The organism is Streptomyces sp. NPDC048659, assembly GCF_040650575.1.
Classification (GTDB): Bacteria; Actinomycetota; Actinomycetes; order Streptomycetales; family Streptomycetaceae; genus Streptomyces.
Genome location: NZ_JBEZHM010000092.1, coordinates 1 through 19,515, shown reverse-complemented (window position 1 = coordinate 19,515; position 19,515 = coordinate 1). Strand labels below are relative to the sequence as shown.

Annotated in this window: 16 protein-coding genes; 8 read left to right on the top strand and 8 right to left on the bottom strand. The window is 73.8% G+C overall.

All coding sequences use genetic code 11. The annotated features are described in order from the left end of the window. The first annotated feature begins 524 nt into the window (after positions 1 to 524). On the top strand, positions 525 to 974 hold the full coding sequence (locus AB0C99_RS37235) for a PTS glucose transporter subunit IIA (RefSeq protein ID WP_362484563.1): 450 nt from the start codon (positions 525 to 527) through the stop codon (positions 972 to 974). 83 nt (positions 975 to 1,057) lie between these two features. Beyond that, on the top strand, positions 1,058 to 2,728 hold the full coding sequence (gene ptsP, locus AB0C99_RS37230) for a phosphoenolpyruvate--protein phosphotransferase (RefSeq protein WP_362484561.1): 1,671 nt from the start codon (positions 1,058 to 1,060) through the stop codon (positions 2,726 to 2,728). 85 nt (positions 2,729 to 2,813) lie between these two features. Here ptsP and AB0C99_RS37225 read toward each other — a convergent pair whose 3' ends face one another. Together AB0C99_RS37225 and AB0C99_RS37220 are read right to left on the bottom strand one after the other, a co-directional pair. Next, entirely contained in the window at positions 2,814 to 3,713 is a 900-nt protein-coding gene (locus tag AB0C99_RS37225; RefSeq protein ID WP_362484560.1) for a hypothetical protein, read from the bottom strand. Positions 3,714 to 3,735: 22 nt separating this feature from the next. Next, the gene (locus AB0C99_RS37220; RefSeq protein WP_362484558.1) at positions 3,736 to 5,016 is read right to left on the bottom strand and encodes an MFS transporter; all 1,281 of its coding nucleotides are present in this window, start codon (positions 5,014 to 5,016) and stop codon (positions 3,736 to 3,738) included. Positions 5,017 to 5,063: 47 nt separating this feature from the next. On the opposite strand from AB0C99_RS37220, the gene AB0C99_RS37215 reads away from it, so the two are divergent. Next, complete coding sequence (locus tag AB0C99_RS37215; protein ID WP_362484556.1) at positions 5,064 to 6,383, top strand: aminotransferase class I/II-fold pyridoxal phosphate-dependent enzyme; 1,320 nt, start codon at positions 5,064 to 5,066, stop codon at positions 6,381 to 6,383. Between the two features lie 59 nt (positions 6,384 to 6,442). Here the strand turns inward: AB0C99_RS37215 and AB0C99_RS37210 are convergent, their stop codons facing one another. Further along, the gene (locus tag AB0C99_RS37210; protein ID WP_362484554.1) at positions 6,443 to 8,419 is read right to left on the bottom strand and encodes an acetoacetate--CoA ligase; all 1,977 of its coding nucleotides are present in this window, start codon (positions 8,417 to 8,419) and stop codon (positions 6,443 to 6,445) included. Positions 8,420 to 8,637: 218 nt separating this feature from the next. Between AB0C99_RS37210 and AB0C99_RS37205 the strand changes: the two genes are divergently transcribed. Continuing rightward, complete coding sequence (locus tag AB0C99_RS37205) at positions 8,638 to 11,004, top strand: glycoside hydrolase family 31 protein (RefSeq protein ID WP_362484553.1); 2,367 nt, start codon at positions 8,638 to 8,640, stop codon at positions 11,002 to 11,004. Positions 11,005 to 11,046: 42 nt separating this feature from the next. Here AB0C99_RS37205 and AB0C99_RS37200 read toward each other — a convergent pair whose 3' ends face one another. Beyond that, the gene (locus tag AB0C99_RS37200; RefSeq protein WP_362484551.1) at positions 11,047 to 11,634 is read right to left on the bottom strand and encodes an NUDIX domain-containing protein; all 588 of its coding nucleotides are present in this window, start codon (positions 11,632 to 11,634) and stop codon (positions 11,047 to 11,049) included. Here AB0C99_RS37200 and AB0C99_RS37195 point away from each other — a divergent pair. From AB0C99_RS37195 to AB0C99_RS37185, 3 genes are all read left to right on the top strand, one after another. Beyond that, positions 11,633 to 12,451, top strand: coding sequence for a M15 family metallopeptidase (locus AB0C99_RS37195; protein ID WP_362484550.1), 819 nt, complete (start codon positions 11,633 to 11,635; stop codon positions 12,449 to 12,451). The two genes, AB0C99_RS37200 and AB0C99_RS37195, sit on opposite strands and share 2 nt — an antisense overlap. Positions 12,452 to 12,554: 103 nt before the next feature. After that, complete coding sequence (locus AB0C99_RS37190) at positions 12,555 to 13,091, top strand: zinc ribbon domain-containing protein (RefSeq protein ID WP_362484548.1); 537 nt, start codon at positions 12,555 to 12,557, stop codon at positions 13,089 to 13,091. Beyond that, complete coding sequence (locus AB0C99_RS37185) at positions 13,088 to 14,275, top strand: lipid-transfer protein (protein WP_362484546.1); 1,188 nt, start codon at positions 13,088 to 13,090, stop codon at positions 14,273 to 14,275. The genes AB0C99_RS37190 and AB0C99_RS37185 overlap by 4 nt, the downstream gene beginning before the upstream one ends. A gap of 91 nt (positions 14,276 to 14,366) precedes the next feature. On the opposite strand, the gene AB0C99_RS37180 is transcribed toward AB0C99_RS37185, so the two are convergent. Genes AB0C99_RS37180 through AB0C99_RS37165 form a run of 4 tightly spaced genes read right to left on the bottom strand, consistent with a single transcriptional unit; the run spans position 14,367 to position 18,594 of the window. Continuing rightward, complete coding sequence (locus AB0C99_RS37180; protein ID WP_362484544.1) at positions 14,367 to 14,969, bottom strand: ATP/GTP-binding protein; 603 nt, start codon at positions 14,967 to 14,969, stop codon at positions 14,367 to 14,369. Further along, on the bottom strand, positions 14,950 to 15,357 hold the full coding sequence (locus tag AB0C99_RS37175) for a DUF742 domain-containing protein (RefSeq protein ID WP_362484543.1): 408 nt from the start codon (positions 15,355 to 15,357) through the stop codon (positions 14,950 to 14,952). The genes AB0C99_RS37180 and AB0C99_RS37175 overlap by 20 nt, the downstream gene beginning before the upstream one ends. Positions 15,358 to 15,373: 16 nt before the next feature. Next, positions 15,374 to 15,814, bottom strand: coding sequence for a roadblock/LC7 domain-containing protein (locus tag AB0C99_RS37170; protein ID WP_362484541.1), 441 nt, complete (start codon positions 15,812 to 15,814; stop codon positions 15,374 to 15,376). Next, complete coding sequence (locus AB0C99_RS37165; RefSeq protein WP_362484539.1) at positions 15,811 to 18,594, bottom strand: nitrate- and nitrite sensing domain-containing protein; 2,784 nt, start codon at positions 18,592 to 18,594, stop codon at positions 15,811 to 15,813. Before AB0C99_RS37165 ends, AB0C99_RS37170 begins: the two co-directional genes overlap by 4 nt. 432 nt (positions 18,595 to 19,026) lie before the next feature. On the opposite strand from AB0C99_RS37165, the gene AB0C99_RS37160 reads away from it, so the two are divergent. Further along, positions 19,027 to 19,377 carry a hypothetical protein gene (locus AB0C99_RS37160; protein ID WP_362484538.1) on the top strand — a complete coding sequence of 117 codons (351 nt, stop codon included), beginning with the start codon at positions 19,027 to 19,029 and terminating at the stop codon, positions 19,375 to 19,377. Positions 19,378 to 19,515 lie beyond the last annotated feature (138 nt).

Here is a 19,515-nt window from a genome sequence, read left to right as displayed (position 1 = left end):
CGGGGTATCAACTAATCTGGCGTTGATTTTTGGCACGCTGTTGAGTTCTCAAGGTGCGGACGCTTCCTTTGTACTTACCCTCTCGGGCTTTCCTCTGGGCGCTTCCTTCGTTCTTGCGTTTCCGACTCTATCAGATCTTTCCGATCCGATTTCCTCGGTGCTTTCCGGTCCGAATTTCGCTTTCGCTTTTCGGCCCTTCCGGCGGGGTCAAACACTACCAGGCTTTTCCGGCCCCCCTGACCACGTCCCGCTGCGAGCACGCAGAGGTGTAGACCACTGGGGTTAGGATCGGGCTTGATAGGTGCTGCCGACCCACGACTCAAAGCCGCGTTGGGGTCAGGCAGGAGTACGACAGTACATCCCACCGCCACTAGAGGCAAATCGTTTCCGGTAGTCCCTAGCTCCGCCCAACTGGTACGTCTCGTGCGGAACTGGGACTTCTTATGACTTAGGCTTCTGAACAGTACGCCGTCCAGGACAGGTAGTGACGGCGCCACACAATCTCCGCCCCTGGGAGGCTTCCCATGACATCCGTGTCCTCGCCACTCGCTGGAAAGGCCATCGGTCTCGCCGCAGTACCCGACCCCGTCTTCTCGGGCGCCATGGTCGGGCCCGGCACCGCCATCGACCCCGTGCGTGAGCCCTCCGCGGCCGTCTCGCCGGTCGACGGTGTCGTTGTCTCGCTCCACCCGCACGCCTTCGTCGTCGTCGACGGCGAGGGCCACGGCGTCCTCACCCACCTCGGGATCGACACCGTTCAGCTCAACGGCGAGGGCTTCGAGCTGCTCGTCAATAAGGGCGACACCGTCACGCGCGGCCAGGAGGTCGTACGTTGGGACCCGGCCGCGGTCGAGGCCGCCGGCAAGTCCCCCATCTGCCCGATCGTGGCCCTGGAGGCCACCTCGGACTCCCTCTCCGATGTCGTCGAGTCCGGTGACGTGAAGGCCGGCGACGCGCTCTTCAGCTGGAGCTGACCGCCGACCCGTCCTGGTGACGGGTCCGCGTACGACATTCAACGCGGCGGCCCCTGGCCGCCGCTCTATCGGAGACGGGTGAGATGGAGACAACGCTGCGAGGCGTCGGTGTCAGCCACGGAGTGGCGATCGGCGAGGTCCGGCACATGGGCACGGCGGTTCTGGAGCCGCCGGCCAAGCAGATTCCCGCGGAGGAGGCGGAGCGCGAACAGGGGCGCGCCCGCCAGGCCGTGGAGGCTGTTGCTGCCGACCTGATTGCACGCGGCAATCTGGCGGGCGGCGAGGCCCAGGCCGTGCTCGAGGCCCAGGCGATGATCGCCCAGGACCCGGAGCTCATCGCCGACGTCGACCGCCGGATCGTGGTGGGGAGCACGGCCGAGCGCGGTATCTATGACGCGTTCTCGCACTACCGGGAGCTCCTCGCGGGCGCCGGTGAGTACATGGCCGGCCGGGTGGCCGACCTGGACGACGTGCGGAACCGGATCGTGGCGCGCCTGCTGGGCGTGCCGATGCCCGGTGTGCCGGACAGCGACGAGCCGTACGTGCTGATCGCGCGGGATCTTGCCCCCGCCGACACGGCGCTGCTCGACCCGGCGCTCGTCCTCGGTTTCGTGACCGAGGAGGGCGGGCCGACCAGCCACAGCGCGATTCTCGCGCGGGCGCTCGGTGTGCCGGCCGTGGTCGCGCTGCCGGGTGCGGGCGAGCTGGCCGAGGGCACGGTCGTCGCGGTGGACGGTTCCACCGGTGAGATCTTCGTGGACCCGAGCGAGGAGAAGAAGGCGGAGCTGACCAAGGCCGCCGAGGAGCGCAAGGCCGCTCTGTCCTCCTCCAGCGGTCCCGGTGCGACGTCGGACGGGCACAAGGTGCCGCTGCTGGCGAACGTGGGCGGTCCCGCCGACGTTCCGGCGGCGGTCGAGGCCGGTGCCGAGGGTGTCGGTCTGTTCCGTACGGAGTTCCTGTTCCTCGACGACAGCAAGCACGCGCCGTCGGAGGAGAAGCAGGTCGAGGCGTACCGCAAGGTGCTGGAGGCGTTCCCCGAGGGCCGTGTGGTCGTGCGGGTGCTGGACGCCGGCGCGGACAAGCCGCTGGACTTCCTGACACCTGCCGACGAGCCGAACCCGGCGCTGGGCGTGCGGGGTCTGCGGACGCTGCTGGACCACCCGGAGGTGCTGCGGACGCAGCTGACGGCGCTGGCGAAGGCCGCCGAGGGTCTGCCGGTGTACCTGGAGGTCATGGCGCCGATGGTGGCCGACCGCACGGATGCGAAGGCGTTCGCCGACGCGTGCCGTGAGGCGGGGCTGCGGGCGAAGTTCGGGGCGATGGTGGAGATTCCCTCCGCCGCGCTGCGGGCCCGCTCGATCCTGCAGGAGGTCGAGTTCCTGTCGCTGGGCACGAACGACCTGGCGCAGTACACCTTCGCGGCCGACCGTCAGGTCGGTGCGGTGTCCCGTCTCCAGGACCCGTGGCAGCCCGCGCTGCTCGACCTGGTGGCGCTGTCCGCCGAGGCGGCCAAGGCCGAGGGCAAGAGCTGTGGTGTCTGTGGCGAGGCCGCCTCGGACCCGCTGCTCGCCTGTGTGCTGACCGGGCTCGGGGTGACCTCGCTGTCCATGGGCGCGGCGTCGATCCCGTACGTGCGGGCGACGCTGGCGAAGTACACGCTGGCGCAGTGCGAGCGGGCGGCGGCCGCCGCGCGTGCCGCGGACACGGCGCACGACGCGCGGCTGGCCGCGCAGGCGGTGCTGTCCGGGGAGTGATCCCCGGTCCGGCGTCGTAGAGCGTCCTCGAAGGGGCTTCCCGTCACTCAGGTGGCGGGGAGCCCCTTCTTTGTTTTCCGGATTCTCAGTGGGGGTGGCGGGGGGTGTCGTCGTCGGTGGTGTCGACGGGGAATCCGGCGCGGTAGTCGACGTCGGACTCCGGGGGGATGGGTTCGCCCGTGCGGGCGTCGGTGCAGTAGGCGTCGAAGACCTCGGCGGCGGTGAGGGGGAGCAGGCGGCCCTGGTGGAGGCGCCAGCCGTGGAGGCGGGCGGGGGTGTCGGGGGTGTGGGTGCGCAGGACGAGTCCGCCGGGGGTGCCGAGGGCGATGCCGGTGGCGAGGACGGTCACGAACTCGGCGCCCTCGGAGCTGTCGAGGCGGGCGGGGCCGGTGGTGTCGCGGGTGGTGTGGAGGACGGCGACGAGCTGTTCGTCTCCGGCGGGGACGCTGCAGACGAGGTGGTGGGTGCCGGGTCCGGCGGTGTCGAGGAGGCGCATGAGGAGGTGCGAGGCGCGCTCGAAGGAGGCGTGGCCGATGTCCTGGCCGCAGTCGGCGCAGGTGCCGGCGTCGGTGAGGAGCATCGTGGCGTACTCCCAGGTGGCGCGGCGGACGGCGGTGTCGACGAGGACGGGGAGGAGGGTGGCGAGGGGCTGGCCCGTGTAGGTGAGCCGGGCGCCGGTCGCCGCCCGTTCGGCCGTGTACCGGCCGCGGCTCGCGGGGTGGTCGGGGTCGAGGCCGGTGTCGGCGCAGTAGTCCGCGAACTCCTCGGGGTCGAAGAGGGCGAGGGTGGTGTAGCCGCCGTCGGCGGCGAGGGTGCGCAGGAGGTCGTCGACGTGGGCGAGGTAGCGGGTGTGGTCGTCGAAGGCGAAGGTCCCGTACCGCCGCATGGCGGTGAAGTCCTCTTCGTCGGCGAGGAGCGCGACGGTGTTGGGGATGTCGCGGCGCAGGGCGCGGTGCAGGGTCTCGGTGGTGCGGTGGTCGGTCATGTCTCCCCCTGGACGGTGTCGATCAGTGCTCACTCACCGTAACCGCGGGGACTGACAGTGACGGTTCGGTGGCGGGGGTGACGCGGTCGCGGATCACGCGGTGCTGGGCGGCTCCGGCGCCGACGAGGGCGAGGCCGAGGAGGGGCCAGGCGAGGGGGCCGGCGGCCATGACGCCGGTGACGAGGAGGGGGCCGGCGAAGCGCTGGGTGGACTGGGCGAGTCCGTGGACGCCCAGGTAGGCGCCCTGGGCTTCGGCGGGGGCGAGGGCGACGGAGAGTTCCCAGGAGGCGGTGGCGTGGAGGATCTCGGCGAAGGTGAGGGCGATGACGGCGACGACGAGGGCGGTGACGGCGAGGGTCCGGCCGCCGGCGGCGGAGGCGGCGAGGGCGAGGGTGCCGAGGACGAAGAGGCCGGCGAGGGGGACGAGGAGGCGGCGGGCGGCGGGGGTGGTGGCGCCGAAGCGGGAGAGGGGCACCTGGAAGAGGACGACGAGGACGGTGTTGAGGACGAGGAGGAGCGGGGCGAGGCCGACGGGGGCCGAGGTGGCGTGGACGATCCAGAGCGGGACGGCGACCTGGAGGATCGTGTCGTCGAGGAAGAGGGCGGCGTCGGTGGCGGTGTAGGCGAGGAAGGTGCGGTCGCGCCAGGGGCTGTTGGGGCGCTCCTTGGGTGCGTCGGCGGAGGTGGCGACGGTGCGGGAGGGGGCGGTGGGTTCGGCGCAGCGCAGGGTGAGGAGGGCGATGGCCAGGTAGGTGAGGACGTTGCCGACGAGGAGGTAGGTGTAGGCGCGGGGGTCGCCGGTGGCGAGGGCCGCGGCGGCGCCGAGGCCGCCGATGGACCAGCCGATGTTGACGGTGGTGCGCTGGATGGCCTGGTAGCGGACGCGGTCGGGGCCGGCGACGCGGGCGGCGTAGAGCTTGATGAGGACGCTGCCGGCGCGGTCGGGCAGGGCGCCGAGGGCGGAGTAGAGGGTGAGGAGGAGGAAGTGGTCGGTGGTGAGGAGGGCGAGGAGGGCGAGGCCGCGCATGAGCTGGGCGGCGACGATGACGCGGACGAGGGGGAAGCGGTCGGCGAGACGGCCGGCGAGGGGGGCGCCCGCGATGCCGACGCCGCCGGCGACGGTCATGAGGAGGCCGACCTGGCCGAGGCCGAGGCCGGAGACGTAGGTGAAGTAGAGGGCGGTGCAGCCCGCCCAGAGGCCGGTGCCGGTCTTGTCGATGATGCTGACGAGCAGCATCCGGCGGCCGTCGCGGCCTCCGGGTACGCGGTCGAGCGCGGTGCGGTGCCAGGTCGTGCGGTTCACTCGGTTCCCCCTTGACGCGAGTTACGTATTGATACATAGTTCGGTACGTGGCAACACAATATTCGATCACTGGGACCACGGCCAAGGGGATTGCCGCGTCCGTCGAACGCGGCGTGACCGAGGGCGAGCTCGCGCCGGGCGACGCCCTGCCCCCCGTGCGGCGCCTCGCCGACGAACTGGGCGTCAGCCCCGGTACCGTCGCCACCGCCTACAAGGAGCTACGGGGGCGCGGTCTCGTCGTCACCCGGGGCCGGGGCGGCACCGTCGTCGCCGAGGCCCCCTCCGTCGCCTCCCGGCGCCCGCCCCGGGTGCCCGAAGGGCTGGTGGACCTGGCCGGCGGGCATCCCGACCCCGCGTTCCTGCCGGTGCTCCGGCCGCCCGCCGAGGTGCGCCCGGTGTACGGCTCGCACCGGGCGGCGCCCCGGCTCGCGGCGCTGGAGGAGCTCACCCGCGCGTGGTTCGGCCGGGACGGCGTGCCCGCCGAGCAGTTGACCTTCGCGCACGGGGCCCTGGACTGCGTCGCCCGGCTGCTCTCCACCGAACTGCGGCCCGGGGACGCCGTGGCCGTGGAGGACCCGGGCTTCCACCACCTGCTCGACCTGGTGCCGGCCCTCGGGCTGCGGATGGTGCCGGTCGCCGTGGACCGCGAGGGGATGACGCCGGACGCCCTGCGGGCCGCGCTGCGCGCGGGGGTGCGGGCCGTGCTGTGCAGCCCGCGCGGCCAGTCCCCCACCGGCGCCGCCTTCAGCCCGGGGCGCCGGGACGAGCTGGGCGCGCTGCTGCGGGAGTTCCCCGAGGTGCTGGTCGTGGAGGACGATCACAACGCGGAGATCTCCGGTGTCGCCCCGGTCTCCCTCGCCACCGCGGGCCTGGAGCGCTGGGCGCACGTCCGGACGGTCTCCAAGCACCTGGGCATCGACCTGCGCTGGGCCGGGGTGGCCGGTGACCCGGTGACGCTCGCCCGGCACGACGGGCGGATGCTCATGACGTCCGGCTGGGTCAGCCACGTCCTTCAGGAGACGGTCGCCGGGCTGCTCGCCGACCCCGGGGTCACCCGGCTCGTCGCGGCGGGCGAGGCCGCGTACACGGAGCGGCGGCGGGCGCTGATCGACGCCCTCGGCACGTACGGGATCCGCTCGACCGGGACCAGCGGGCTGAGCGTCTGGGTGCCGGTGCGGGACGAGTCGGCGGTGGTGAACGGGCTGCGGACGCAGGGCTGGTGGGTGGCGGCCGGCGCCCGGTTCCGGATCGCCGCGCCCACGGGCGTGCGGATCACGACCGCGACGCTGCTCCCGGCCGACGCGCGGCGGCTCGCCGCGGACTTCGCCGGGGTGCTCGGCGACGCGCAGGCCACCTACGGCGGCTGAACCGGCACCGGAGAACGGCGGAAGGGCCCCGCGCACCCGCGCGGGGCCCTTCCTTCGCGTTACGCGCCGCCCGCGCGGGTGCGGGCCAGCTCCTCGTAGAAGCGCAGCAGGTCCAGGTCGTCCACCGAGCCCGCGTTCACGGCCCGCTCCAGCGGGGTGCCCTGGAGGAGGCGCTTGACCGGGACCTCGATCCGCTTGCCGGTGAGGGTGTGCGGGACGCCGGGGACCTCGATGATCTCGTCGGGCACGTGGCGCGGGGAGAGCTCGGCGCGGATCGTGCTCCGGATCCGGCCGATCAGCTCCTCGTCGAGCGTGGCGCCCTCGGCGAGGTGCACGAAGAGCGGCATCCAGTAGCCGCCGTCCGGCTCCTCCAGGCCGATGACGAGCGACTCGCGGATCTCCGGGAGGCGTTCGACCGCCTCATAGATATCGGCGCTCCCCATCCGGACGCCCTGCCGGTTCAGGGTGGAGTCGGAGCGGCCGTGGATGACGACCGAGCCGTGGTCGGTGATCGTGATCCAGTCGCCGTGCCGCCAGACCCCGGGGAACATCTCGAAGTAGCTCTCGCGGTAGCGGCTGCCGTCCGGGTCGTTCCAGAAGCGGATAGGCATCGAGGGCATCGGGTTCACGACGACGAGCTCGCCGACCTCGCCGATCAGCGGCTTGCCCGAGGGGTCCCAGGACTGCAGGTCGGTGCCGAGGCCGGCGGCCTGGAGCTCGCCGATGTGGACGGGGAGGGTGGGCACCGCGCCCGCGAAGCAGGAGCAGACGTCGGTGCCGCCGCTGACGGAGGCGATCCACAGGTCCGCGCGGACCTCGTCGTGCAGCCAGCGGAAGCCGTCGGGGGGCAGCGGGGAGCCCGTGGTGGCCACGCACTTCACGCGCGAGAGGTCGAAGTCGCGGCCCGGGTGGACGTCCGCCTTGGCGCAGGCCATGACGTACGCGGCGGAGGTGCCGTACAGGGTGGCGCCGGTGCGCTCGGCGACCCGCCACTGGGCGGCGGTGTCCGGGTAGCCGGGGCTGCCGTCGTAGAGGACGACGGTGGTGCCGGTGAGGAGGCCGGAGACGAGGAAGTTCCACATCATCCAGCCGGTGGAGGTGTACCAGAAGAACACGTCCTCGGGCCCGAGGTCGCAGTGCAGGCCCAGCTGCTTGACGTGCTCGATCAGGATGCCGCCCTGGGACTGCACGATCGCCTTGGGCAGGCCGGTGGTGCCGGAGGAGTACAGCACCCACAGCGGGTGGGCGAACGGGACCGGCTCGAACTCCGGCTCGGTGTCGGCGGCGGTCAGGTCGGCCCAGGCCAGGGCGCCCTCGGGGGCGGGGGTGCCGAGCAGCGGGATGTGCACGACCGCGCGGAGCGAGGGCAGTTCGGCGCGCAGCTCGGCGACGGTGTCGCGGCGGTCGTGCTCCTTGCCGCCGTAGCGGTAGCCGTCGACGGTGAACAGGACGACGGGCTCGACCTGCTGGAAGCGGTCCAGGACGCTGCGGGCGCCGAAGTCGGGGGCGCAGGAGGTCCAGACGGCGCCGACGGCGGCGGTCGCGAGGAGGGCGGCGACGGCCTCGGGGATGTTGGGCAGGTAGCCGCTGACCCGGTCGCCGGGGCGGACGCCGAGGCGGCGCAGCTCGGCGGCGAGCGAGCCGACCTGGCGGCGGAGTTCGCCCCAGGTCACCGGTGCCGGGTCATGTGTCTCGTCCACATGGAGCAGCGCCGTGTCGTGGGGGCGGTCCTCGGCGGCGCGCAGGGCGTGCTCGGCGTAGTTGAGGGTGGCGCCGGGGAACCAGTCGGCGCCGGGCATGTCACGGCTGCCGAGGACCCGCTCGTACGGGGTGTGGAAGCGCAGGTCGAACCACTCGGCGACGGCGGCCCAGAAGGTCTCCGGCTCGTCGACGGACCAGCGGTGCAGGGCCGGGTAGCCGCCCCCGGCGGGCGCTCCGTGGCGCTCGGCCGCCCAGGCGTGGAAGCGGGTGACGGCCGCCGCGGCGACGCGGTCCTCGTCAGGCTGCCAAAGCGGCTCGGTCTGCGCTGATGTCATTGCGGTGGCTCCCTGGCTGTAACGCGGGGTCTGCGTGTGTCGCGCGCACGTGCGAGGGGTGTGCGCGTGACGCGGCTGACAGGGACGATGCCATGTGGGGCGCGATCGCACCAGGGTTCCCCGCCCATGGTCGGCGGGTTGAACATGTGCTCCCACCACGGGTGAACGGCAGTTGAACGGAGCTCGTTCGCCGTGGTCCGGGTGGCAGGGTGAGCGCCATGGACGGTCGTGAGCTGGTGCGCTCGGTGAAGGTGCTGGGTTCGGTGGGGGGACTGCGGGCGGCGCGGGTGGCGTGGCGGCGGCGGCGCGCCGACGCGCGGGCGCTGCCCCCGAGGAGGGCGGAGCGGGCCCGGGTGCCGGGGCCGATGGGCGAGGTGGAGCCGCTGCCGGGCGGTGGGATCGTCCGGTTCGCCCGCTCCGAGCTGCGGATCTCGGTGTCGGCCGGCGGGACGGTGTTCTGGGGCTGGGACGGGGCGGGCCCGCTGCCCTCGTACGCGCTGGCCGGGCAGGCGCCGGAGCCGGACCCCCGGGCGGTCCTGGAGCCGGACACCGAGGGCGGCTGGCGGGTGGTGTCGGAGCGGGTGACGGTGGCGGTCTCCCGGCACGGGGCGGTGGAGGTGCGCACCCCGGGCGGGGTGGTGCTGCGGCGGGACCTGCCGCCGCGCTGGTGGGAGCCGGTGCGGGGCGGGGCGGCGCGCTGGGTGCAGCGCAGCGAGGTGGCGGCGGACGCGCGGTTCTTCGGGCTCGGCGGGCGGGCGGCCGGGCCGCGGCTGCGGGACGGCTCGTACCGCCTGTGGAACACCGATCCGGGCGGGAGCTTCGGTCCCGGCGACGACCCGCTGTACATCACGATGCCGGTGCAGCTGGTGGTGGCGGACTCGGGGACGCACCTGGCCTTCCACGACAACTCCTGGGACGGGCGGGTGGTGCTTGCGGAGGGCGAGGAGGGGGCCGGTTCGGGACACGACCGGCCCGGGACGAGCGAGCTGCGCGTGGACGGGGGGCCGCTGCGCTGCTGGGTGGTGGTCGGGACACCCGCGCGGGTGCTGCACGGCTGGGCGGCGCTGACCGGGGCGCCGGCGCTGCCGCCGTCCTGGGCGCTGGGGCCGCAGCACGCGCGGTGGGGCTTCGGCAGCGAGCGGGAGGTGCGTCGGGTGGTGGACGGCTACCGGGACCGGGGGCTGCCGCTGTCCGCGCTGCACCTGGACATCGACCACTACGCCGGGCACCGGGTGTTCACGGTGGACCGGGAGCGGTTCCCCGATCTGCCGGGGCTGGCGGCGGAGCTGCGCGGGCGCGGGGTGCGGCTGGTGTCGATCGTGGACCCGGCGGTGCGGGCGGAGCCGGGTGATCCGGTGTACGACGGGGGGCGGGCGGCCGGGGCGTTCGTCCGGGACGCGGGGGGCGAAGAGGTGCGCGGGGTGGTGTGGCCTGGCGAGTGCGCCTATCCGGACTTCACTGACCCGCGCGCGCGGGAGTGGTGGGGCGGGCTGTACGAGGAGCGGCTGCGGCAGGGCTTCTCGGGCGTGTGGCACGACATGAACGAGCCGGTGTCCTTCGCCCCGTTCGGCGAGCGGACGCTGCCCAGGTCGGCGCGGCACGCGCTGGAGGGGCGGGGCGGGGACCACCGGGAGGCGCACAACGTGTACGGGCTGACGATGGCCCGCGCGGGGTACGAGGGGCTGGGGCGGCTGCGGCCGGAGGAGCGGCCGTTCCTGTTCTCGCGCTCCGGGTGGGCGGGGATGCAGCGGTACGGGGGGACCTGGTCGGGCGACGTGTCGTCGGGGTGGCCGGGGCTGCGGGCCTCGCTGGCGCTGGTGCTGGGGCTGGGGCTGTGCGGGGTGCCGTACTCGGGGCCGGACGTGGGCGGTTTCGACGGGAGTCCGTCGCCGGAGCTGTTCCTGCGGTGGTACCAGCTGGGGGCCTGGCTGCCGCTCTTCCGCACCCACGCGGCGATCGACGCGGGGCGGCGCGAGCCGTGGGAGTTCGGGCCCGAGGTCCTGGAGCACGCGCGGGCGGCGCTCCTGGAGCGGGAGCGGCTGCGGCCGTACTTCGTGACCCTGTCCCGGCTCGCGCGGGTGACGGGCGCGCCGTACGTCCGTCCGGTGTGGTGGGGCACCCCGGAGGACCGGGCGCTGCGGGACTGCGAGGACGCGTTCCTGCTCGGCGACGCGCTGCTGGTCGCGCCGGTGCTGGTGCCGGGCACGGACCGGCGCGCGGTGCGGCTTCCGCGCGGGCGGTGGTTCGACACGGCGACCGGGCGCGCGTACGACGGTCCGGGGCAGGTCCTGCTGGACGCGCCGCTGTCCCGGGTGCCGGTGCTCGCCCGCGCGGGGGCCGTGATCCCGGTGCGGGACGAGGACGGCGGGCTGTCGCTGGAGGTCTGGGCCCCGGCCCCGGGCCGCACGGGCGGCGGCCTGGTCGTCCGCGACACCGGCGACGGCTGGCAGCCCTCGGAGCTTGAGCGCTACCAGTCGCGGCTGGTGGACGGGCGGGTGACGGTGGAGCGGGTGACGGAGGGCGGGACGGAGGAGGCCGCGCTGCCGGTGCGGGTGCGGGGGCTGGGCGATGAGGCTGGGCGATGAGCCTGAGGGATGAGGGGGCGCTGAGGGATGGGCGCTGAGCGCTTATCCGTGCGCTCCTGTGTCCCCGTACACCCCCGTGAAGAATCTCCGCACCGCCTCCGTGTGCAGGGGAAAGGCCAGCTCCTGCGGGGTGTGGAGGAGGTGGTGGCCCGTGGTCTCCGGGGTCGGGGCCGGAGGTGGGAGGGCCGTGGCCGGGCGGGGTGGGAGGAGGCCGAAGAGGAGGAGGTGGGCCGGGGAGGAGAGGGCGTCGGCGAGGCGGACGTCCTCGGCGGCGGCCTCGATGCCGGTCTCCTCGCGCAGCTCGCGGACGACGGCAGCGCGCCAGTCCTCGCCGTGGTCGACGAAGCCGCCGGGCAGGGCGACCCCGCCGGCCGCCGGTTCGATGGCGCGGGTGATGACGACGAGTCCGGTGCCGTCGGGGCCGGTCACCGGGAGCAGGGCGACGGCGACGGGCAGCGGGTTGCGGTAGGCGGTGGTGCCGCAGGCGGGGCAGGTGCGGGGCCAGCCGGCGTCGGCCGGGTAGCGGGTGCCGCAGGTGGAGCAGTGGGAGTGCGCGGAGGTGTCGGTCACGGGGCGACCGTACGCGATCTCCCTTTCCCGGAGCGGCCGTTGCTGGTAGACGGGTGCCATGAATCGACCGACTGGACTCGCCTCCGCCGTCCGTGCCCTCGGTGTGCTCGCCGCCGCCGGTCTGCTCGCCGTCACCGCGGGCGCTCCCCCGGCCGGGGCCGTGCCGGAGCCCAAGGCGCCTCGGGAGTTCGTGGCGCTGGACCGGGTGGACCCGACGATCCTCCAGGAGATGCGTTACACCACGGCGCACGACTTCGTGGGCGAGCCGATCGACGGCTACCGGCAGCCCGTGTGCGTCCTGACCCGGCCCGCCGCCGAGGCGCTGCACCGCGCGCAGACGCGGCTGCTCGCGCGCGGGTACACGCTGAAGGTGTACGACTGCTACCGGCCGCAGCGGGCGGTGGACCACTTCGTGCGCTGGGCGAAGGACCTGGGCGACGAGCGGATGAAGAAGGAGTTCTATCCGCTCGTCGACAAGTCGCGGCTGTTCGAGGACGGGTACATCGCCGAGAAGTCCGGGCACAGCAGGGGCTCGACGGTGGACGTGACGATCGTGCGGCTGCCCGCCGCGCCGACCCGGCCGTACGTGCCGGGCGAGCCGCAGGTGGAGTGCTTCCGGCCGCGGGCGGAACGGTTCCCCGACAACTCCGTGGACATGGGGACGGGCTTCGACTGCTTCGACACCCTGTCGCACACCGACGACCCCCGGATCACTGGTGTCCAGCGCGCCAACCGGGACCTGCTCCGGGGCGCGCTGGCGGAGCAGGGCTTCGTGAACCTGCCGGAGGAGTGGTGGCACTTCACCTTCAAGCCGGAGCCGTTCCCGTCGACGTTCTTCGACTTCCCGGTGGCGCGGCGGTCGGTGGCGGGGCACTGACGGCCTCCGCCGTTCGGTCCGGCTCCGCCGCCGGTCCGTCTTCCGCCGCCGGGCACCCCGTGCCACACTTCTGACGGATCGTCAGGTGACGGGAGGTCGGCGCATGGCACGGACGCACAGGCCGGTGGTGGAGGGCTGGTTCACCACCGGGCAGCCGGAGGACGGCGCGGGCGGCGGCGACGGGGACGACGGCGGCTTTCGGCTGCTCGGGACCCGGTGCACCGCGTGCGCCTCGGTGTTCTTCCCCCGCGCGGACGACGCCTGCCGCAATCCCGGCTGCCCCGGCGGCGGCGAGCTGGCCGAGACCCCGCTCTCCCGGCGCGGCCGGATCTGGTCGTTCACCGACGGGCGCTACCGGCCCCCGGCCCCGTACGTCTCCGATCCGGCGGTGCCCTGGGAGCCGTACACGCTCGTCGCGGTGGAGCTGGCCGCCGAGGCCATGGTGGTCCTCGGTCAGGCCGCGCCGGGGGTGCGCACGGCCGATCTCGCCATCGGGGACGAGATGGAGCTGGTGCCCGGTGTCCTCAACGAGGACGAGGAGCACATCTGGACCACCTGGCACTGGCGGCCGGTCGAAGGGTCTGCCGGGGCCGACGGGTTCGACGGGTTCGACGGGTTCGACGGGGAGGAGAAGGCGTGAACGACATCGCCGTGCTCGGGGCCGGGATGCACCCGTGGGGCAAGTGGGGGCGCTCCTTCGTCGGCTACGGGACGCACGCGGCCCGCGCGGCGCTCGCCGACGCGGGGCTGGAGTGGCGGGACGTCGGCTCGGTCGTCGGGGCGAACACGATGCGGTGCGGCTACCCCGGATACGTGTCCGGCGCCACCTTCGCGCAGGCGCTGGGCTGGCAGGGGGCGCGGGTGACCAGCGTCTACGCGGCCTGCGCCTCCGGTGCGCAGGCCGTCAACACCGCGCGGTCGCAGATCCTGGCGGGGCTCGCGGACGTGGTCCTCGTGGTGGGCGCGGACTCGGCGCCGAAGGGCTTCTTCGCCCCGGCGGGCGGCGAGCGGCCGGACGACCCGGACTGGCTGCGCTTCCGGGTGCTCGGCGCGACCAACCCGGCGTACTTCGCGCTCTACGCCCGCCGCCGGATGGCGCTGTACGGGGACACGCCCGAGGACTTCGCGCAGGTCAAGGTGAAGAACGCGGCGGCCGGCGCGCTCAACCCGCTGGCCCGCTACCGCACGCCGGTCAGCGCGGCGGAGGTGGCCGCCTCGGCCGTGGTGGCCGATCCGCTGCGGCTGCTGGACATCTGCGCCACCTCCGACGGGGGCGCGGCGCTGGTGCTGTCGAGCATGGAGTTCGCCCGGCGGCACGGGCACCCGGATCCGGTCCGTATCCGCGCGGTGTCGACGGTCACCCCGACCTACCCGAAGGCGGTCCTGGACCTGCCGGACATCGCGACCGACTCGGCCGTCGCCGTCTCCCCCGCCGCCCACTCCTTCCGGGCGTCGATCGCGCGGGCGGCGTACGAGGAGGCGGGGATCGGCCCGGAGGACCTGTCGCTGGCGGAGGTCTACGACCTGTCCACGGCGCTGGAGCTGGAGTGGTACGAGGACATCGGCCTGTGCGGGGCGGGCGAGGGCGCGAAGCTGCTGCGGGACGGGGTGACCGCGCTCGGCGGGCGGCTCCCGGTCAACACGAGCGGCGGGCTCGCCTCCTTCGGCGAGGCGGTGCCGGCGCAGGCCATCGCGCAGGTCTGCGAGCTGACCTGGCAGCTGCGGGGCACGGCGGGCGCCCGGCAGGTGCCGGGGGCGCGCACGGGGATCACCGCGAACCAGGGGCTGTTCGGGCACGGGTCGGCGGTGGTGGCGGTGCGGTGAGGGGGAGGCGGGGGCCGGGGCGGTCCCGGGGGCGGCGGTGCCGTCCGGGGGGCCGCCCACGCTCTCGGGTCCCCGCTCCCCCGCGTCCTCGTCAGCCGACCGCCGCCGGGCCCCGGTCCGCCAGGACCAGGGCGTGTTCGACGACGGCGACCAGGACGTTCTTCACGGACTCCCGGTCGCGGGCGTCGCACATCAGCAGGTCGACCTCGGGGTCGAGGTCGAGGGCGCCGCGCACGCTCTCGGCCGGGAAGCGGCGGGAGCCCTCGAAGCAGTTGACGGCGACCGTGAAGGGGATGCCGCGCCGCTCGAAGTAGTCGATCGCCGCGAAGCTGTCCTCCAGCCGGCGGGTGTCCGCGAGGACCACCGCGCCGAGGGCGCCCTGCGCCAGCTCGTCCCACAGGAACCAGAAGCGGTCCTGGCCGGGCGTGCCGAACAGGTAGAGGACGAGGTCCTCGCGCAGGGTGATCCGGCCGAAGTCCATGGCGACCGTGGTGGTCGACTTGGTCTCGACGCCGTGCAGGTCGTCGACGGGCCGGCCGGCCTCGCTGAGGATCTCCTCGGTCCGCAGCGGCCGGATCTCGCTGACCGCGCCGACCAGCGTGGTCTTGCCGACTCCGAAGCCGCCCGCGACGAGGATCTTCAGCGTGACCGGTTCGACCGGCGGCGGCTTGCGGCTAGAGCGCCCGAAGGCCATTGATCACCTCGCGAAGGATGCTCACGTCCGGCAGTTCGGCCGGCGGAACGGGGCGGGTCACATGGACGAGCTCGTCGTCGACGAGATCGCCGACGAGGACCCGTACCACCCCTACGGGGAGGTCGAGTCCGGCGGCGAGCTCGGCGATCGACTGCGGCTGCTCGAAGCAGCGCTCGACGATCTCGACGTGCTCGGGGGACAGCGTCTGGTCGCGGCCGGGGTCGTCGGCGGCCGGTTCGGGCACCACCACCGCGATCAGGTCGAGGCGGTGGCGGGTGGCGGCGCTCGTCCGGCCCCGGGTCATGGCGTACGGGCGGACCACGGGGCCCGCCTCGTCGTCGAACCAGTGGCCGGGCGCGTCCTCGTGGGACTGCTCTGCGTCACTCATGCCGTCCCCCTCCGCCTCACGCGCCGTTGGGCAGCCCGGAACGGGGCGCCGTGGCCAGGTGCGCGCCGACCCGCTTGACCATCAGCGTCATCTCGTACGCGATCTGGCCGACGTCCGAGTCGGCGTCGGCGAGCACGGCGAGGCAGCTGCCGTCGCCCGCCGCGGTGACGAAGAGGAAGGCGTCCTCCAGCTCGACGACGGTCTGCCGGACCCTGCCCGCCTCGAAGTGGCGGCCCACGCCCTTGGCGAGGCTGTGGAAGCCGGAGGCGACGGCGGCGAGGTGCTCGCCGTCCTCGCGGGAGAGGTCCTGCGAGGCGCCGGTGGGCAGGCCGTCGCTGGAGAGCACCAGGGCCTTGCGGATGGCGCCGACACGCTGGACGAGTTCGTCGAGGAGCCAGTTCAACTCCCCGTTGCCGTGGGCGGAGCTGTGGGTTGCTGCGGCGTTCGGTGCGGTCATCGACCGTCCCCCTCGGGTGTCGTTCCTGGTGCTGTCGTTTCGGCGTTGTGGCGGCGTCCGCGCTGCCAGCCGCGCTGCATGGAGGCCATGCGGCTGCGCACCTCCTCGGCGTCGCGCTCGAAGGCGTCGGTGTCGTCGGCGGAGGCCGCCGCGCCCGGCTGGTCCTCGGCGCGCCCGGCGCCCTCGCGGAGCTGCGGCGCGAGGCTGGCCTGGCGCACCCGGCGGGGCAGCCCGCCGAACGGAGCGGGGCCTTCCCGCGGTGCTTCCCGCTGCGCCTCTCGCCGTGCTTCCCTCGGTGCCTCTCGCGGTACTTCCTGCGGTACGGGCACGAGCGTGGGCCCCGTGCCGTGTGGCGGCACGGGCTGCGGGACGCGGGCCAGCTCCATCGTGTCGCCGTCCACCGGGGTGCCGGGGGCGGGGTGGGCGCGGCCCGGCTCGTCCAGGCGGCGGCCGTGGTCGACGACGAGGGTGGGCTGGCGGCGGCGGGGCAACCGTACGGGGTCGGCGGGCGGCTCCGCGTCGTCCCGGTCGCGGGAGGCGCCGGTCCGGCCGCCGCTGCGGTCCGGGGCCTGCTGGTGCTGCTCGCCGCGGCGGCGGTGCTCGCGGGCCCGGAAGAGGCTGCCGCGCTCGCTGTCGCTGTCGAGGAGGTCGGCGGCGCCGCCGACCAGGTCGTCGAAGCCGTCGGGGCCGAGCGGGGGCTCCAGTTCGACGGGGCCGTCGAGGAGCGGGGCGGCGGGTTCGAGCGCGGGGTCGGGCACCTTGGTGAGGACCGGGCGGCGCACGGGCAGCCCCGCGCCCTTCGCGGCCCCCGGGCCGGAGGCGGCGCCCGGGACCGCGGCCTCGGCGGACGCGCGGTCGAGGCGGAAGCCGGCGCCCTGGGTCTCGGGGGCGTCGGTGAGCAGCGCGGCCGGGATGAAGACGACTGCGGTGGTCCCGCCGTACGGGGAGGGCTGGAGGGAGACCCGGACGTTCTGGCGCTGGGCGAGGCGGCTGACGACGAAGAGGCCGAGCCGGTCGGTGTCGGAGAGCTCGAAGTCGGGGGTCTCGGCGAGGCGCAGGTTGGCGTCGAGGAGGGCGTCGGGGTTCATGCCGAGGCCGCGGTCGTGGATCTCCAGGGTGAAGCCGTTGGCCACCCGCTCGCCGAGCACCTGCACGGCGGTGTGCGGGGGCGAGAACACCGTGGCGTTCTCCAGGAGTTCCGCGATGAGGTGGGTGAGGTCGGCGACGGCGGGGCCGCCCACGCCGAGCCGGGGCAGCCGGCGGACCTCGATGCGCTCGTAGTCCTCGACCTCGGCGACGGCGGCGCGGACGACGTCCATGAGCTGGACGGGCTTGCGCCACTGGCGGGAGGGGGCGGCGCCGGAGAGGATCACCAGGCCCTCGGCGTGGCGGCGCATCCTGGTCGTCATGTGGTCGAGCCGGAAGAGGTCGGCGAGCTCCTCGGTGTCCTCGGTGCGGCGCTCCATGGTGTCGAGGAGGGTGAGCTGGCGGTGGAGCAGGACCTGGTTGCGGCGGGCGAGGTTGACGAAGACCTCGGAGACGCCGCGGCGCATGTCGGCCTGCTTGACGGCGGCCTCGACGGCGGCGCGCTGAAGGGTGTTGAGGGCCTGGCCGACCTGGCCGACCTCGTCGTCGTCGTACCGCAGGTGGGGCACCTCGGTCCCGACGTCGACGTGTTCGCCGGCGGCGAGGCGGCGCATGACGCTGGGGAGCCGGACGCCGGAGACCTCCTGGGCCTCCTTGCGCAGGCGGCGCAGGTCGCGGACGAGTTCGCGGCCGACGCGGACGGAGACGATGACGGAGACCAGCAGGGCGACGAAGCCGAGGACGCCGGCGACACCGGCCTTGAGGAGCACGCTGTACGCGGCGGGCTGGACGCGGTCCTGGTAGCGGTCGCCCGCGGCGGTGTTGTCGCGGGCCAGGTCGTCGAGGACCGAGGTGGCCTGCTCCGACCAGAGTTCGGGGCTGACGGCGCGGGGGCGGTCGGTGGGCCCGGCGGTGATGACCGCCTCCTCCGCCTTGCGCAGCGGGGCGGTGCGGGGGCTGCGCCAGTACTTCTCGAAGCGCTCGCGCTCGCTGCCGGGGAGCAGTTCGAGGTTGGACTCGTAGTAGACCCCGCGGGCCGCCACCAGGTCGGAGATCGCCCGGACCTCTTCGGCGGTGACCCGCTCGGCTATCAGGGCGGAGAGGACGAGGGCGTCCTCGCGGGAGAGGGCCTCGCGGGCCCGGACGAGGCCGACGAGGGCGCGGCCCTGCTTGTCCATCTCCACGTTCTCCAGGGCGTGGAGCGTGAGGAGGAAGGCGTAGCAGGGGTCGACGAGCCGGTTGTAGAAGTCGAGCGCCTGGAGCCTGCCGATGTCGCGGTTCTCCACGGAGCGGCGCAGCGAAGAGAGGCCGTCGAGGGCTTCGAGGAGGGAGGTGAGGCGCTGGGCGGTCACCGGGTTCATCTCGGAGCGGACGCCGGAGTCGGCGGCGTTGCGGCGGATGAGGTCGAGCTGCCGGTCGGTCGCCTCGCGCTGCTCGCGGAGCCGGGTCAGGGCGTCGGAGGCGCGGGGGTCGGCGAGGTAGACGAGGGACTGGCGGCGCTCCTTCTGGATGACCCGGACGGTGTCCTCCAGGGGGTAGCCGACCTTGTCGACGATGTAGCCGACGTCGAGGAGCTGGCGGGCCTCACGGCCCGTGAGGACGGTGGAGAACCCCCACAGTCCGGTGAGGGAGACGAGCGGCACGAGGAGCAACGCCACGATCTTCCTGCGGATGGACTTCCCGCGAAAGCGCATGGCCTCCCCCACCTCGGCCCCCGCGGCCACGGAGGTCACTCACGTCGTCACGCCCGGCGTCAACACGCGGCGTCAACCTTCAGTTTCAACAAACGGCGGCGCGAGCCTACTACTGCATCACAGCCATCTCGAAGACGCGTCCGGGCGATTTTCAGCCTGTCGAGTGAGTGTTGATCATGAGATGTCCTGGTATTCGGGGAGTTGGGTTCCGGCAGTGTGGCGCAGGACACCTGACAGAACGCCACTTCCCCGGCCTCGACAGATGGCTGGAATTACGCGTTCCGGTCTTGAGGTGGGTGGCGCGGAGGGGACCCCGGCGAAACCTTTACCCTCCCACGTGCGTCATTCTGTACCGGGGGGGTTGTGTCCGCGTAAAGCGGCTCAAGACGGGCAGCCACCCTGAAGACGTCGGTGGTGGGGAGTGACAGCGCTATGGAAGACGAGGCGCGACCGGTTCGGCAGTTGTGGGTGGAGGAGAAGAAGGGGCGCGGGCGGATGCCCGACCCCGTGCGGACGGCCGCCGTCCGCGCGGTGATGCTGACCTCGGTGACACTGATCCAGGCGATGGTCGCCTTCTTCTGTTCGGTCACCGGATCCTGGCTGGCGTTCCCGGTCACGGTCACCACGGTGGCCAGCACGGTGGCGGCGACCTGGAGCGTGCTCGACGTGTGGGTCACGCGCCAGGTGTGGCGCCAGCGCAACGGGGTCGTGTCGGAGCCGAGCAGCACGGCACGGGCGCGGCGCGGCGAGCAGTCGGCCGAACGCCTCTCCGAGGCGGCCTGAGGAACGTACGCACGTACGGCGGAGCCGGGTGGCCCCGGACCCCGAGGGGTCCGGTACCTGGGCCAGGGCAACAGCGCCGGGACCAACTTCCGCGTCACCGACGAGCTCGTCACCCAGGGCCGCGCCTACGGACTGGGC

What these genes read in the sequence shown, in the direction of transcription:
- AB0C99_RS37170 (WP_362484541.1), bottom strand. Translation starts at nt 15,814, where the DNA reads ATGACCGCACCGAACGCCGCAGCAACCCACAGCTCCGCCCACGGCAAC.
- AB0C99_RS37225 (WP_362484560.1), bottom strand. Translation starts at nt 3,713, where the DNA reads ATGACCGACCACCGCACCACCGAGACCCTGCACCGCGCCCTGCGCCGC.
- AB0C99_RS37195 (WP_362484550.1), top strand. Translation starts at nt 11,633, where the DNA reads ATGAATCGACCGACTGGACTCGCCTCCGCCGTCCGTGCCCTCGGTGTG.
- AB0C99_RS37180 (WP_362484544.1), bottom strand. Translation starts at nt 14,969, where the DNA reads ATGGCCTTCGGGCGCTCTAGCCGCAAGCCGCCGCCGGTCGAACCGGTC.
- AB0C99_RS37235 (WP_362484563.1), top strand. Translation starts at nt 525, where the DNA reads ATGACATCCGTGTCCTCGCCACTCGCTGGAAAGGCCATCGGTCTCGCC.
- AB0C99_RS37175 (WP_362484543.1), bottom strand. Translation starts at nt 15,357, where the DNA reads ATGAGTGACGCAGAGCAGTCCCACGAGGACGCGCCCGGCCACTGGTTC.
- AB0C99_RS37190 (WP_362484548.1), top strand. Translation starts at nt 12,555, where the DNA reads ATGGCACGGACGCACAGGCCGGTGGTGGAGGGCTGGTTCACCACCGGG.
- AB0C99_RS37165 (WP_362484539.1), bottom strand. Translation starts at nt 18,594, where the DNA reads ATGCGCTTTCGCGGGAAGTCCATCCGCAGGAAGATCGTGGCGTTGCTC.
- AB0C99_RS37205 (WP_362484553.1), top strand. Translation starts at nt 8,638, where the DNA reads ATGGACGGTCGTGAGCTGGTGCGCTCGGTGAAGGTGCTGGGTTCGGTG.
- ptsP (WP_362484561.1), top strand. Translation starts at nt 1,058, where the DNA reads ATGGAGACAACGCTGCGAGGCGTCGGTGTCAGCCACGGAGTGGCGATC.
- AB0C99_RS37200 (WP_362484551.1), bottom strand. Translation starts at nt 11,634, where the DNA reads ATGGCACCCGTCTACCAGCAACGGCCGCTCCGGGAAAGGGAGATCGCG.
- AB0C99_RS37160 (WP_362484538.1), top strand. Translation starts at nt 19,027, where the DNA reads ATGGAAGACGAGGCGCGACCGGTTCGGCAGTTGTGGGTGGAGGAGAAG.
- AB0C99_RS37210 (WP_362484554.1), bottom strand. Translation starts at nt 8,419, where the DNA reads ATGACATCAGCGCAGACCGAGCCGCTTTGGCAGCCTGACGAGGACCGC.